Source organism: Reinekea sp. (genome assembly GCF_046710285.1).
In the GTDB taxonomy this organism is placed as follows: domain Bacteria; phylum Pseudomonadota; class Gammaproteobacteria; order Pseudomonadales; family Natronospirillaceae; genus Reinekea.
The window spans coordinates 67,392-81,186 of record NZ_JBKEGY010000002.1; the positions used below are offsets into that span (position 1 = coordinate 67,392).

Genomic DNA, 13,795 nt, shown 5'->3' on the forward strand with positions numbered 1-13,795 from the left:
ACATACTACCTATAGATGATGGATATATTGTATATTTTACCTATTTTACTAGTCAGTTTAAGCTCGCCGTTCATTCTTCGTTGAGCTTAACTCGTGAAAACACTTGTCCTTAGTTTTATTACATTTTATTCCGCTTTCGTGGTTGCAGAGCAACCTGTCTTGAGTTTTAGTTTCATTACCACCAGCCATGCCAACCCAACCGCTGAGGCCTTTTTAGTAAAAGGTGGCCGAATGTGGCATAAAAGAGCGCTCATTCAAGGTGCAGTCTTAGTGCAGTACGATGACACACTCTTTTTATATGATGCAGGGCTAGGGCAAGATATTGACGAGCAGTTTGAAGGAAATAGCTGGCTTGATAAAAAAATATTTGCGCATAGTGAAGTCAAACCGGTCATTCAACAGCTGAGCCGGCAGAAATTATCTGCCGCGGATATTAGCTTTATCGTTCCATCACACTTACATTGGGATCACGCCAGCGGGTTACCCGACTTCGATGCTACGCCAATATGGGTTCAAGAGCATGAGCTATCAGCGGCGCGGCGCGGGCAACGTCCGAGTTTTTTACCGAGTACCCTGGTCAATGATTTGAACTGGCAAACCATTAATCTGAATTCTGGCCCTCTTTTTGGATTTGACCGCAGCTTAGATATTTTTGGAGACGGGAAAGTTGTCCTAGTTGAACTACCTGGTCATACCGCAGGCCAACTAGGGTTATACTTAGAAGTATCAGTCAACGAGCGTTACTTTTTTGTTGGTGATGCAAGTTGGACTAGCGAGGGTATTCGTGAAAACAAAAAGCGTAGTTGGCTGATCCGAAAAATGGTTAAGCTCAATGATGATGAACATCAAAGTGATGAAACCTTATTAAAATTAAATGAACTCAGCATCAATGATCCAGAACTTATTATTGTACCGGTTCATGACGAGCGGTTGATAGCCACTCTTCCTCAGTACCCAGAAGGTATAAAATGGAAATCCGAGCTTTAAAATACTTCGTTAGTGCATTTGAAACACGTTCTATCACGGCGGCTTCACTGCAATGTCATGTTGCTCAGCCGTCTATTTCCCAGGCGATTCAAAAGTTAGAAGGCGAGTTGGAATGCATCTTGTTTACGCGGAATAAAACGGGCGTTACTCCAACGAAAGCCGGTAAAATGTTATATCAACATGCGAAAAACTTGCTCGCCGATCGTGAAAATATTATTGAGATGTTTAAGCCGGCGACTCGTCGCACTCGAAAAACGGTGAGCCTAAATGTACATTTACCTTTGTCGAGATTTAACGCAGTGCTCGATGTGCTAGGCCAAAAACTTAGCCAATATCAATGGCAGTTCGAACAAAATCAAGAAGGTGCCGATATTCTTATTTGCACTCAATATCAGTGCCCTGAATCATTTGAATTTATCCCATTATGGAAAGATAGCTATCGTTTGCTGGTACCCAATAGCACTCGCATTGATTTCACTTCACAAGGATTGGGAGGGCTTGAACAGATTGAATTTATAGAGCGCCCGTTCTGTGAAAACCATGCACTTTGGACATTGTTGCAAAAAAAGCTAGATATTAAGCTGACAGTGAGTGCCCAAGCGCCCAGTGAAGAATGGGCTCAGCTCATGGTCGCCAAGGGTTTTGGTGCCTGTTTTGCACCTGCCCCTTCTGAACCCATTGAAGGGATTCAAACCATTGACCTTGCCTGCATCACTGATATTGATATTCCAACACGGACAATCGGCTGGGCGATAGCGCCAAGCTTTGACGATAAGTCCCTCTTTCAATAGTTTTTGGCGTTGATAACCTCGTCATACATAGGGACTAATCGAGCAAGTAAATCATTTTGCGCACCGACTGGTGTTCCGTTTGCTTCCATGGCGGCGATAAGATCATTCACTAACGAATCAAAGTGACTCTTGTTTATCGTCATGGTGGCATGAGATTGCGCCATGGTGTCACCTGTGTAGGTGCAGGGTCCGTCACTGACCATGCATATCTGTTCAATCAATTTTGTTCGAAAACGGTCGATGTCAGTTTCTGCAAAAAAACCGATGAGTTTGTCGTTACCACCAAGCTCATACAATAAATTATCGACAATGTTGGTAATACCTTGGTCAGCCCCGAGGCGTTGATATAAAGAGTTATCTGCTTGGTGTTCTATACTAGCGCAGCTTGTTAATACGAGAGCCAAGTACAGAGGTAAGCCGAGTTTAAAAAAAGACATAAACAACCCTTAGTTAGTAATTTGAATTGAAATATAACCACCGCGTTGCTTTTCCCAAAGTGCCACGGTGCCTAAATCAACATAGGCGGCGACTAACGCGATTCGCTTATTAGGGAACCAAGCAACGAAGGCATCCCACCATGGGCTTTCTTCTACAGAGTCTAAGCGATTAGGTTGCTGACGGTATTCGGCACCGACGGCCCAATTATTATTGATAAATAAAGCCGCACTCATTTCGCCAACCCATTGATAATCTTCACCGCTGTTGTTACCAAAGCCGAGCAAACCGGTCTGGTTGGCGTCGGTGTATCGTGCGGTGGCATTGACTAATAAATTGCGTTCTGCCACGGCATGTAACCATAACTTGCTGGCGCTAAGATAAACATCGGTGCTGCTGTCGCTGTTAGCGCCAAGGCTATTAGGTACCGTCGGATTGATATTAAATTTTTGTTGTACACCAACACTGACTTGCGGTAAATCACCGTAAATAAGATCACCAAAGGCGCGAACTTTTGCGCCATAAATATGCTGTTGAATAGCAGTATCCAGTGGCTTTACTTGCAAGGTTTGTTGCGCAAAGCTGAGCTCCCAACGGTTGTTAAAACCAACAAGCACGTTACTAGTATCGAGCACTAAGTCAGTTACTTGAACACCACCCGCACTTGCCGCTGCTCCCCACTCGCCTTCACTGCCATAACCGCCTATCACGGCCCAAGGAACAATGCCTCCGCCAGCTGCGCCTTCGATTGTAGATAGCGCTGATGTGGCCAAAATTTTGCTCGTCTGCTCGGCGAAACTAACACTGGCTAAAAAAATAAAACTCGCAAAGAAACTAACTTGCTTAAGCATAAATTGGCTCCAACGGGGTGCTGTTAAATGTCGCCAACCAATTTGTCAGCTCATCGGAAGCGATGGGTTTACTTAAATAATAGCCTTGGATGGCATCACAATTCATGCTTTTTAATAGGCTGATCGATTGATTGTTTTCAACACCTTCTGCAATGGTGGTGAGGCCTAAATGATGCGCCATCTCGATGGTTGAACGAACAATTTTTTGATCATCGATGTCTTTATCTAAGTTTAAAACAAAAGACTTGTCTATTTTTAACTCGTGCACCGGCAATACCTTAAGCTGCGCGAGCGAGGAAAACCCGGTGCCGAAATCATCCATCGCTAAGTGCACACCGGCTTCATATAAGCGGCGTAAGTTGGCAATGGCGTGGTCTATATCTTCAACCAATGCGCTTTCTGTGACTTCTAGCATTAGTAATCGAGGTGTAATGTTCCGAGCCGCAATTTGGGCAATGACACGATCTATGAAATTATCTTTTAAAATGTCTTTAGCTGACAAATTAATGCTGACTCCAAGTTCATAACCCAGTGAGTGCCACTTCTCTAATTGTGCTAAGGCTTCTGCGAATACCCAGTCGGTAATGAGCGTAATGTCACCAGAGTTTTCGGCCAGCGGAATAAACTCATCTGGGTACACCGCGCCAAGTTCTGTGTCGTGCCAGCGAATAAGGGCTTCAGCGGAGTGGATAACTTTTTTATTTAAGTCAAATTGCGGCTGGAATAATAAGGTAAAACCGTTATGGCTTATCGCGTGCTGCAATCGTTGGGTTACTTTCAATTTGCGTAAATAGCGATCTTCTAAACCCGATGTATAGAAAAACTCACATTGATTGGTTAACCGTGCTTCATTTAGTGCGATACGTGATCGGCGCAGCATATCTTCATAATTACTCGCTTCATCGGGGCAGTTTACAGCGCCTAATCGGGTATCTAGTGTCAGTTCTATGTTGTTACAAACCAGAGGCTTAGCAAACAAACTTTTTATCTCGGATGTAAAAGCTTTGAGGCTCTGTGAGCTGTTCACTTGGCGATATATAAGAAACTCATCAGCTGCAATGAGGCCAACGGTATCGGTATCTTCAAGATGGTTGCTAAATTTGTTCGCGGCTTGAAGTAATACCGGGTCCATGATTGAAACGCCGTAGATATCACTCAGTGATTCGAAATTTATAACTTTAATCAACACGGCTGCAAATGAGTTGCCATCAGGCTGCTGTAATCGTTCCTGCATTAACTCTGCCATGTAATGGCGATTAGGCAGTTGGGTTAGCATGTCGTGCTGTGCTTGGAACGTGATATGTTTCTCACGATCTTGAATATCCATTTGCATTTGATTGAGCGTATCACCAAGCTCGTTAAATTCTGTTTTCCCTGGTATAGACAATTGTTGTTGGTAGTCACCTTGGGCAATGCGTCGAGCCGCTCTAACCAAGGTACCAATGGGTCGTGTAATTGAACCAGCGATCACAGCCGAAATTAAAACGGCTAACAATAAAACGATGGCCGCGATAACAAGCATTTGAGTTTGTAGGTTTTTATAAGCCGCAATAGCTTCTTTTAAGCTAACCGATAAAACCAATGATATTCGTTGATCGCCTCGCTGTAGTAACTCAGTTTGCTGGTTCAGCCAGGAATCGTTTTGCAAAGAAGCAATAAACTGGGTACTAGATTCATCGAAGGTAGGGTTGTTCGAGTTTATGCGTTCATTTGCATTATTCAATGTACTAAGACTATTAACATTGCTGTTCGCACTGCCTTGGTAAAGTAGACTTACATCTGCCTTGGTTATATCTCGGAAGCTATAGATAAGTGCAGTATCTATTTCAAAACCAACGCCGACCCAAGCGACAAGTTCAGGTGCTTTGACGGGCACCATGACCAATTGAAATGGGAGTTGTTCAGCAATGGCCAGTTCGCTAAAAGGCACGCTTTGATGTTGAGTTTTTTGTGCGATTACGGCAAGAGAGTCAGCTAAATCATGCGTGCCAATAAGAACTTCACCAGCGGGATTCATCAGCAAGATTAAATCAGCAGAAATCCGCTCGCCGTGATTAATTAACGCACTTACAATGGTTTCTTCTTCGTTGGTTGCAATGGCTTGACGAAAGCCAAAGTCTTCTGCCAGTAAGGCGGTTCGGTCAGTCAGTTGGCGGCTGTTTTCTTCAAGCAAGGTTTCGAATACCCGCTCAGCAACCAGCAGCTCTCTTTCTGCGTTGGCTCTAGCGTTGTTATCGACTGCCCTTAAAACCGCCCACGTGGAGGTAAATAAAGTTAAACCTAGCAACAATATAAATAACGAAATTAATCGTGTTCGGAAACTAATTGCCATTAGATTTAAAGCTCTTTAGTCGATCCCGCAAGCCAGTAGAGCCGGAAGGTTCGGTTTCTACAGGTAATGCAATGGGCAGTGTTAAGGTTGCGTGGTTGTTTTTATCTAAATTGAGCTCCGCCAATGAAAAAGTGAGCGGTGTCATTAAGAATGGGTGCCAAACTTGAATATTTTGATCGGCTGAAGGTGCGTGTTTTGGAATACTGGCTAGCCCGGTTTGATCTGACATCGCGACAACGGGCGCTTCAGTGATGTAAATGTGGGCGTTCATTTTATCGTGAATATTACAGCCAACTGCAACAATGCCGTTGGTATCAAAATTTACCGGCGGTGCTTGATTGCCAGCATAAAGCTTTAATTCAAAGGTTTTCGCCTCTGAAAAGGAGTAAACATGGTGGCGAGAATCATCACTGTTGGGGAAGCGAACATCGGCTCCTCTGGGAATAGCGAGTACAACGGGAGCAAACCGAAAGTCGATCTGATCCATAACGTAGTCATCGGCAACCGATAATGGCTCACCTAGCGGGGTCGCCTCTATTTCAATAACAGCGTTAACAACAGGTGCGCCCGTTAGATCGAGTAGTTGAATGCTGTGCAGCTCTGCCGCACCAAGAAAGCTACTTAGAGCTAACAATGAAATGATTCGCTGTACGGGTTTCGTTAGATCAATGTGCATAAGTGCCTTAACTATGTGAGTACGGTTTGGTTCATCCATGAAGTGAAAGGTCTACCTATATACACAAGCGTTAGTGAGTCGGATTGTTTTTAGGCAGCGACTCAATGTGCCCAAGCCAAAAGTAGTTCATTAAAAAGTATAGACAAGGTTTGGGTTTCAGCAATGTTATATAAATTGAGAACTGTGTATGAATTACGCTCCTTTAGTCAAAAAAATGACCAATCGGTCAATAAAGTTGAGTTAAATCAGTTTAAACCATCACAAATCACCTAATTGCCTACTAAATAGGCTAATTGGCTTTGCGAACTAAGCTCTATTCTGGAACAATACGCGCTCTAATAATGACCAACATTATAAGCGCCGTGACACCCAATTCTAAGGAACCAATAAGATGCCTTCTCGCAGTGATTTAGCCAATGCCATTCGTGCTTTAAGCATGGATGCTGTTCAAAAAGCCAAATCTGGCCACCCAGGTGCGCCAATGGGTATGGCCGATATCGCCCAAGTACTTTGGAGCGACTATCTCAGCCACAACCCGACCAACCCAGAATGGTCAAACCGTGATCGCTTTGTATTATCAAACGGCCATGGCTCTATGCTTATCTATTCACTTTTGCATCTTACTGGCTACGATGTTTCTATCGACGATATCAAAAACTTCCGTCAGATGGATTCTAAAACTCCAGGTCACCCTGAGTATGGCTATACACCTGGTGTTGAAACTACAACCGGCCCATTAGGTCAAGGCGTTGCCAATGCTGTTGGTATGGCATTAGCTGAAAAGGTTTTAGCGGCTCAGTTTAACCGCGATGGCCATGAAGTCGTTGATCACCACACCTACACTTTTATGGGTGATGGCTGCATGATGGAAGGTATTTCTCACGAAGTATGTTCATTAGCGGGCACTTTAGGTTTAGGCAAACTCATCGCATTTTATGACGATAACGGCATCTCAATTGACGGCGAAGTTGAAGGTTGGTTCACCGACGACACCGTTCAACGTTTTGAAGCATACGGTTGGCAGGTCATTCCACGTGTAAACGGTCATGACCCTGAAGAAATTAAGAAAGCAATTGAAACGGCGCGTTCTAACCCAGACCAGCCTACTTTAATTTGCTGCAAAACCATCATCGGTTTCGGTTCACCAAACAAGCAAGGCAAAGAAGATTGCCACGGTGCGCCACTAGGTGATGAAGAAATTAAACTAACCCGCGAAAAGTTGGGTTGGACAGCACCAGCATTTGAGATCCCTACTGATATTCAAAATGCATGGAACGCACAAGAAAAAGGCGCCGCAGCGCAAGCCGCATGGGAAAAGAAATTTGCAGCCTATGCCGCTGAGTTCCCAGAACTAGCTGCTGAGTACACTCGCCGTATGGCAGGTGACTTACCAGAAAACTTCGACGACATTGCAGACAAGTACATTCGTGAAGTAGATTCTAAAGGCGACACCATCGCCAGCCGTAAAGCGTCTCAAAACTCTATCGAAGCCCTAGCCCCTGCGCTGCCTGAATTATTCGGTGGTTCAGCTGACTTAGCCGGCTCTAACCTAACACTATGGAGTGGCGCACAAGGCGTAAGCAGTGAAGATGCTTCTGGCAACTACTGCTTCTACGGTGTACGTGAGTTTGGTATGAGCGCAATGATGAACGGTATTACTTTGCACGGTGGCTTAAAGCCATACGGCGCTACCTTCTTCATCTTCATGGAATACGCCCGTAACGCGGTTCGTATGGCGGCATTAATGAAGCTACCGCTTATCCATGTTTACACGCATGACTCTATCGGTCTAGGTGAAGACGGCCCAACGCACCAGCCAGTTGAACAACTAGCTGCTATGCGCGCCACACCAAACCTAAACACATGGCGCCCAGCCGATGCCGTAGAAAGTGCCGTTTCTTGGGTTTACGCCATTAAGAGCACGCAAACGCCGAACGCCTTGGTATTCTCTCGTCAGAATCTTCCGCACAACGAACGTTCAGCAGAGCAGATCGCCAACATCGCTAAAGGTGGCTACGTACTTAAAGCCGCGAAAGGCACGCCAGACGCAGTACTCATTGCAACCGGTTCTGAAGTAAGCCTAGCGGTAGAAGCCGCCGCAACCTTAGAAGCCGCGGGTAAAGACGTACAAGTTGTTTCAATGCCATGCCCAGACGTTTTCGAAGCTCAAAGCGAAGAATACAAAGCATCAGTATTGCCAGTAGGACCAAAACGTTTTGCAATCGAAGCCGGCGCGAAAGACTTCTGGTACAAGTATGTTGGCCTAGAAGGCGGCATTGTTGGCATGAGCACCTTCGGTGAATCAGCCCCCGCTGGTGAATTGTTCAAGCACTTCGGTATTACTGCAGATGCTTTAGTTGAGTTGGTTAACTCTAAAATCTAATTCATGAGCTTGTCGTAAGCAGTGAAATAGAAACAGCGCCTCGGCGCTGTTTTTTTTGTCCTAGCAAAGGTTGGAACGGTTCGAAAGCCTCATTACTGTTCAGCTTCCGGTTCAAGGTCTGTTTCGGATAATGGCGGAAGCGGTTTCTTACCGCGACGGTCATTCATGCGTCCTAGCTTGGTGTCTAGCAGGTTCTCCAGCTTTTGGGCCGCACCATCAACTGCTTGGTCTAGGGTCTCCGCATGTTCTGTCACCGCGAGTGGCTGTAGGCCCTCGAGACGCACCTCTAACATGCACCGATGATCATGCAACCCAGTTTTTCCATGGCTCTCATCACTAAGGTGAACCTCAACTCGGGTGATTTGATCCTTAAAGTGATCTAGCGCTTGCTCGATCGTGGCGTTTACCCTTGCGGCCAGCGCTTCTGTGCCGTGGATGTTCGCGTCGGTATTCAATTGGATCTTCATGGCATTATCCTATTGTTTATGATCTGTTAGTTTTCTAGTGTACATAATCTGTTAGCTGCGTGTTGTTTCTATACATCATCTTGTCATCGAGGTGGTTGCGGCTTTTTTCTATAGAATCGAATGTATTCGCGCGAGCTTTATTTTACCTGCTCCACAGCACCGTTCGCCAGCGAACAGAGTGGTCGCTAGATCAACGGCTAAGCATTCCCTAGTGGTTCGCAGCTCAACTTAGCCCTTGTCGAATCAATTTACTGGTTAAGCATCAGGTCTATTGGCGAGGTGTTGTTCAGTGTTATATTGCAAGCTTGTCAAATTAAAGAGTTGCCAGGGTTGAGGTCAATGATAAATGAGCAAACAAGTAATTTTGAGCTTCTCAAAGAACACGACTCTATCTTCTCGAGAAAGGATAAATTTTTATGCCAGAAAAACAAAAAATAGCACTTTTGATCGACTGCGATAATGTCAGTTATAAATCCATTGAAGGTGTCTTGGCCGTGCTCGCTAAATACGGGCAGGTGAACGTTCGACACGCCTTTGGTGACTGGAATTCTGACTATATGAAAGGTTGGGTAGGTAAGCTTCAGGCAAACGCTATTCGGCCCATGCAACAGTTTGCCTATACCAAACAGAAGAATGCGACCGATAGTGCGATGATCATTGACGCAATGGACCTTCTATACAGTGGTAATGTTGATGCGTTTGCACTCATGACCAGTGATTGTGACTTTACACCGCTTGTCATGAGATTGCGTGAATCAGGTGTTATGGTCTACGGCTTCGGTGAAGAGAAAACACCAGCTGCCTTTGTGGACGGTTGCTCACAGTTTGTTTATATCGAAAAATTAGTCGCACAAGTTGAATCTGATGCTGATGGCCAGTTGGCTGGTGCAAAGCCAAATAGTCAAGTGCCGGGGAATCAAATGCGCAGAGACTCTGCATTAGTTCGCCTTCTACGGACGGCAGTTGAAGAAGCCTCTGATGATTCTGGTTGGTCGCATCTGGGCGCTGTAGGTGCTTATATCTCCAACAACAGTTCGTTTTCCTCCATAAACTATGGTTACTCAAAACTAAGTGACTTGGTTCGTGAAGTCGGTTTGTTTGAAATGGATATGCGGCAAGGGTCGGGCTTATTCGTTAAATCTAAAGCCAAGAAAACATCCAAAAAATAACATCGTTTAATTAAGTAGAAAACTATGATCATAAAAGACAAACAATTCACTGACACTCAATCCATTATGCAAGCTGCAGCTGACCGTCAAGAAAAGTCGGTGGCGTTCTACTTGCGGCGTGAATTTAAAATGCATAAAAAAGTATTCGTATTTCATGATCTCAATATTTTTGTTGATGGTGAGTTTGCTCAAATAGACCATCTAATTGTTTATCAATTTGGCTTTATTCTAATTGAATCGAAAAGTATTACCGGAGAGGTTAAAGTTAACCGAGAAGGTGAGTGGAGTCGAAGTTACCAAGGTAAGTGGAGTGGTATACCGTCACCAGTTAAGCAGGTTGAGTTGCAGATGAAACTGCTTAAAGCATTAATGGCAGCCAATGCAGAAAAAATTCTTGGTAAGTTGTTTGGCACCCTACAAACTAGGTTTGGTGGCCGCAAATGGGATGTACTTTGTGCAATTTCAAGTAATGCAATTATCGATCGAGAGCGATCGCCAGAATCAATTGGAAAGCAAATAATTAAATCAGAATTTATTTCTGATAAAGTGCTCGAAATTATGAATTTACCATCAAAACTAAAGGCAAAAGCTGGATTCTTGATGGATGATCGTGCTAATTTCTCGGATGAAGAACTGAAGCAAATCTGTAATTTTTTAGTTTCCGTTGATAAACAGGTCGAGACGTTTAAAAAAAGCGAAGCCAGATCGAAAATAAAACTTAAATCAGCCCCTATATCGAAAAGAGCAAACGTGGCACCGGCTGTTGATAGTACTCCTGCCGCTGGAACTAATGGTCTTACTTTTAGCTGTAAAAAATGTGGCGAACAGCACAACTTAACCGGAAAGTGGGGAAAATTTGGCTATTACGCGCAATGTAATTCGTGTGAAACCAATACGTCACTCAAAATACCTTGCCCTAACTGTCAGTCTGACAATGTTAAAAATAGGAAAGAGAAGAATAAATTTTATTTAATTTGCTTAGCTTGTAATGAGGAGCGGCTAGTACATGAAAATGCAGTGGATTGAAGTTTTATAGCCTACAATCCAAATTAAATCAAACCCATCCGTATTCCGTAAGTGCGCTGGAAGCGCAATGAAGGCGCTAAATCAAATAGAGGTTTAAACAATCTTAAAACTCACATCTCAAATCATCACCCTATTCTTTGGCCTTTCAGGGTTCCTATTCTCTGATAATGAACCAGAATGGATGGGTGTTATCCGCAATGCGCCCTATTATTCCGCAAATGGGATGACGTCGAACTTTCAGACCATTCGCCGCTGGGTGTTGTTTAGCGAGGCCTATTGTGAAAACCCTGACCGACATATTTTATTTGATGCCACTGGGCGCTTTTTAGGTTGGATGGAAAATGCCCCGAGCGATGAAGCGACTCAAACCTTATTGAATGAGCGTCGGCAAGCCTATTTTGATAATGGCAAGGTCAACCAATGGTTGCCTGGTAGTGAGAGTACCTTGGGTTACCCGTTCGCGTTGTCCTGTAATCAACCCCATGTTAACGTCGATACATCGGTGGCCCGGTTATTTGGTGATGCAGAAGCCGATCGTATTTGGGGCACGTGGGATGGCATTAGCGCTGGTAGTGAGCAGCAACCTGTGTCTCTGGCTAAAACGGTGCAGTTGGTTTGGCAACAACGTCAAGGCAACTTTAAACAGCCTTTGCAAGCGTTAAGCTTCGAGTTATTTCTTGCGCAATTGGTGATTGAAAGTGGTGCCGACAAAGCCGCTACATCGCGTGATAATGCCATTGGTATTTTTCAACTTCGCGAGCAAGTGCTGGAAGATTGCGCGATACCTACGCGTTTTTATCGGCATCGTATGGCACAAGTCGATTGCGCCGTTAGGCTGTATGTTTTGAATCGGCGAAACTTGGAGCCGCTGTTCATGAGCCGCTTTGAGCATTTGCCGGTGGCAAAACGGGAGCGATTATTTGGCTTACTGTTAGTGCAAACCTATCACAGTGGCATTGGCAATATGCGCCGCTTGTTGGGTGAAGACGAACAAGGCAAAGCAGCGAAGTATTTTGCCGACCACCATAATAACTTCAGTGCAGAAGATATGGTGGTAGGATTGCTGTTTCATAACATCGGCCGCACCCCTTGGGGTTGGGAATCGTTGTTTTATTTGATCGATATTGAATTGGTTGAATCTCATATTGCTGAGCGGGTTGATCAGCTAACCTAGAGGCCTATCTTGGCTGTCCATTGAATATCTCTCGATGAGACCATTAAATAGACTATTCTGACTTTTAACTCCTAACTCTAAAGAAAGCGAGTTCTCTTTGACCACACAAAAAGCCACTTCTATGCAAGCCCCAGATCTCCTCGCCTATGTGCTGCTGTTCGCACAGGGTGCAATTTTTGGGTCATCTTTTTTCATCATCAAAGTAGCGTTGGAAGATTTTGGGCCTATTACCGTTGCGGCTGGCCGTATTGCCTTGGGTGCTTTGATGATGGTGGCCTATGCGCTGTATAAGGGTGAGCGTTTTCCGCGAGACTCTAAAGTACTCATGTGGTTGGCGCTGGTGGGCTTAACCAACTGTGCGATTCCGTTCTTTTTAATCCCTTGGGGTGAGCAGCATTTAGAATCGGGCCAGGCAGCTATTTTAATGGCAATTGGTCCGCTGATTGCGCACTTTACCACCACCGATGAACGCATGAATCGTTTCAAAGCGGCGGGTTTCTTACTTGGTTTTATCGGTGTTTTATTTGTAATCGGTATTCAACCAGTGGTTAGCGGCATTGGCGGTTTGTTGCCACAACTTGCAATTTTGATGGCAGCAACGTCTTATGCAGTCGCGGGGGCATTTGCGAAACACATTCATGGTATCAGTAGCGTGATGATGACGGCTTGCGTGCTGACATTTGCCAGCATTATGACGGTACCCATCAGTTTTATGCTGGAATCTCCTATTGAGGCTGCGCTTCAAAGCCATTCAAACAAAGCGCTGCTGGCGTTAGTTTGGCTAGGTATTGTGCCGACAGGTTTCACCTTTTTAATCCGTTTCTTTTTGATTAAAAAAGCGGGCTATACTTTTGTTTCCCAAGTTGGCTATTTGGTGCCGATATTTGGCGTACTGTTTGGTATGGTGATGCTCAATGAAGTGATCACCCTAACCATGTTAGGCGGCATGGCCCTTATTTTAACTGGCCTAGCCATTAGCCGAATAACTAAACATTATTAACTATCAACTACAAACTATTAACTTAAAAAAGACCCACTATATGAGCGATAAAAAAGAAACCATTGGTCGTTTAACGACTCGTACCGTGGCTATGCCTAGCGATACCAACCCAGCCGGTGATATTTTTGGTGGTTGGGTTCTGTCGCAAATGGATATTGCTGCGGGTATTTGTGCCGGTCAGCGTGCGCAGTCTCGAGTCGTAACCGTTGCGCTTGATAGCATGAGTTTTATCATGCCAGTGAAAGTGGGTGATATTTTGGGTATCTATACGCATGTTTCGGAAATCGGAAACACCTCAATGACTGTCCATGTGCAAGCATGGGTGCGTCGTAACCGGATCGGTAACCGAGAAAAAGTCACTGAAGGGCATTTTAAGTTTGTGGCCATTGATGATGAAGGTAAGCCGACGAAAATCCCCGCGGAAACAGATTTACCCAAGTACGTGTTAGATGAATAAAAACTGAGTAGTTGATGCTACTCAGGGGCGTTCTAACTTTCGAAACG

13 protein-coding genes are annotated in these 13,795 nt (G+C 44.7%); 8 read left to right on the forward strand and 5 right to left on the reverse strand.

Annotation, left to right across the window (positions count from 1 at the left end; genetic code table 11):
- Positions 1-93: 93 nt before the first annotated feature.
- Positions 94-987 (forward strand): MBL fold metallo-hydrolase, encoded by an 894-nt coding sequence (locus ACI882_RS01885; RefSeq protein ID WP_411743506.1) that lies wholly within the window; start codon positions 94-96, stop codon positions 985-987.
- The gene (locus tag ACI882_RS01890; RefSeq protein ID WP_411743505.1) at positions 969-1,778 is read left to right on the forward strand and encodes a LysR family transcriptional regulator; all 810 of its coding nucleotides are present in this window, start codon (positions 969-971) and stop codon (positions 1,776-1,778) included. Before ACI882_RS01885 ends, ACI882_RS01890 begins: the two co-directional genes overlap by 19 nt.
- Here ACI882_RS01890 and ACI882_RS01895 read toward each other — a convergent pair.
- Genes ACI882_RS01895 through ACI882_RS01910 form a run of 4 tightly spaced genes read right to left on the reverse strand, consistent with a single transcriptional unit; the run spans position 1,772 to position 6,111 of the window.
- Positions 1,772-2,215 carry a group I truncated hemoglobin gene (locus tag ACI882_RS01895; protein ID WP_411743504.1) on the reverse strand — a complete coding sequence of 148 codons (444 nt, stop codon included), beginning with the start codon at positions 2,213-2,215 and terminating at the stop codon, positions 1,772-1,774. The genes ACI882_RS01890 and ACI882_RS01895 overlap by 7 nt on opposite strands.
- 9 nt (positions 2,216-2,224) lie before the next feature.
- Positions 2,225-3,064 (reverse strand): DUF3034 family protein, encoded by an 840-nt coding sequence (locus tag ACI882_RS01900; RefSeq protein ID WP_411746253.1) that lies wholly within the window; start codon positions 3,062-3,064, stop codon positions 2,225-2,227.
- Entirely contained in the window at positions 3,057-5,396 is a 2,340-nt protein-coding gene (locus ACI882_RS01905; protein WP_411744367.1) for an EAL domain-containing protein, read from the reverse strand. The genes ACI882_RS01900 and ACI882_RS01905 overlap by 8 nt, the downstream gene beginning before the upstream one ends.
- Entirely contained in the window at positions 5,386-6,111 is a 726-nt protein-coding gene (locus ACI882_RS01910; protein WP_411744368.1) for a methylamine utilization protein, read from the reverse strand. Before ACI882_RS01910 ends, ACI882_RS01905 begins: the two co-directional genes overlap by 11 nt.
- A gap of 352 nt (positions 6,112-6,463) precedes the next feature.
- On the opposite strand from ACI882_RS01910, the gene tkt reads away from it, so the two are divergent.
- Positions 6,464-8,455 (forward strand): transketolase, encoded by a 1,992-nt coding sequence (gene tkt / locus ACI882_RS01915; protein ID WP_411744369.1) that lies wholly within the window; start codon positions 6,464-6,466, stop codon positions 8,453-8,455.
- A gap of 92 nt (positions 8,456-8,547) precedes the next feature.
- Here tkt and ACI882_RS01920 read toward each other — a convergent pair whose 3' ends face one another.
- On the reverse strand, positions 8,548-8,922 hold the full coding sequence (locus ACI882_RS01920) for an HPF/RaiA family ribosome-associated protein (protein WP_411744370.1): 375 nt from the start codon (positions 8,920-8,922) through the stop codon (positions 8,548-8,550).
- Between the two features lie 416 nt (positions 8,923-9,338).
- Here ACI882_RS01920 and ACI882_RS01925 point away from each other — a divergent pair, with 416 nt between their 5' ends.
- From ACI882_RS01925 to ACI882_RS01945, 5 genes are all read left to right on the forward strand, one after another.
- Positions 9,339-10,091: an NYN domain-containing protein gene (locus ACI882_RS01925; RefSeq protein WP_411744371.1), complete on the forward strand. Its 753-nt coding sequence runs from the start codon at positions 9,339-9,341 to the stop codon at positions 10,089-10,091.
- Positions 10,092-10,115: 24 nt separating this feature from the next.
- Complete coding sequence (locus tag ACI882_RS01930; RefSeq protein ID WP_411746254.1) at positions 10,116-11,117, forward strand: nuclease-related domain-containing protein; 1,002 nt, start codon at positions 10,116-10,118, stop codon at positions 11,115-11,117.
- 181 nt (positions 11,118-11,298) lie between these two features.
- Positions 11,299-12,291: a hypothetical protein gene (locus ACI882_RS01935; protein WP_411744372.1), complete on the forward strand. Its 993-nt coding sequence runs from the start codon at positions 11,299-11,301 to the stop codon at positions 12,289-12,291.
- 97 nt (positions 12,292-12,388) lie between these two features.
- Positions 12,389-13,291: a DMT family transporter gene (locus ACI882_RS01940; protein WP_411744373.1), complete on the forward strand. Its 903-nt coding sequence runs from the start codon at positions 12,389-12,391 to the stop codon at positions 13,289-13,291.
- Between the two features lie 40 nt (positions 13,292-13,331).
- Entirely contained in the window at positions 13,332-13,748 is a 417-nt protein-coding gene (locus ACI882_RS01945) for an acyl-CoA thioesterase (protein ID WP_411744374.1), read from the forward strand.
- The last annotated feature ends 47 nt before the right edge of the window (positions 13,749-13,795 follow it).

Excerpts from the sequence above, each read along its gene's own strand:
- ACI882_RS01890 (WP_411743505.1), top strand. The coding sequence starts at position 969 with ATGGAAATCCGAGCTTTAAAATACTTCGTTAGTGCATTTGAAACACGT.
- ACI882_RS01900 (WP_411746253.1), bottom strand. The coding sequence starts at position 3,064 with ATGCTTAAGCAAGTTAGTTTCTTTGCGAGTTTTATTTTTTTAGCCAGT.
- ACI882_RS01905 (WP_411744367.1), bottom strand. The coding sequence starts at position 5,396 with ATGGCAATTAGTTTCCGAACACGATTAATTTCGTTATTTATATTGTTG.
- ACI882_RS01895 (WP_411743504.1), bottom strand. The coding sequence starts at position 2,215 with ATGTCTTTTTTTAAACTCGGCTTACCTCTGTACTTGGCTCTCGTATTA.
- tkt (WP_411744369.1), top strand. The coding sequence starts at position 6,464 with ATGCCTTCTCGCAGTGATTTAGCCAATGCCATTCGTGCTTTAAGCATG.
- ACI882_RS01920 (WP_411744370.1), bottom strand. The coding sequence starts at position 8,922 with ATGAAGATCCAATTGAATACCGACGCGAACATCCACGGCACAGAAGCG.
- ACI882_RS01930 (WP_411746254.1), top strand. The coding sequence starts at position 10,116 with ATGATCATAAAAGACAAACAATTCACTGACACTCAATCCATTATGCAA.
- ACI882_RS01925 (WP_411744371.1), top strand. The coding sequence starts at position 9,339 with ATGCCAGAAAAACAAAAAATAGCACTTTTGATCGACTGCGATAATGTC.
- ACI882_RS01910 (WP_411744368.1), bottom strand. The coding sequence starts at position 6,111 with ATGGATGAACCAAACCGTACTCACATAGTTAAGGCACTTATGCACATT.
- ACI882_RS01945 (WP_411744374.1), top strand. The coding sequence starts at position 13,332 with ATGAGCGATAAAAAAGAAACCATTGGTCGTTTAACGACTCGTACCGTG.
- ACI882_RS01935 (WP_411744372.1), top strand. The coding sequence starts at position 11,299 with ATGGGTGTTATCCGCAATGCGCCCTATTATTCCGCAAATGGGATGACG.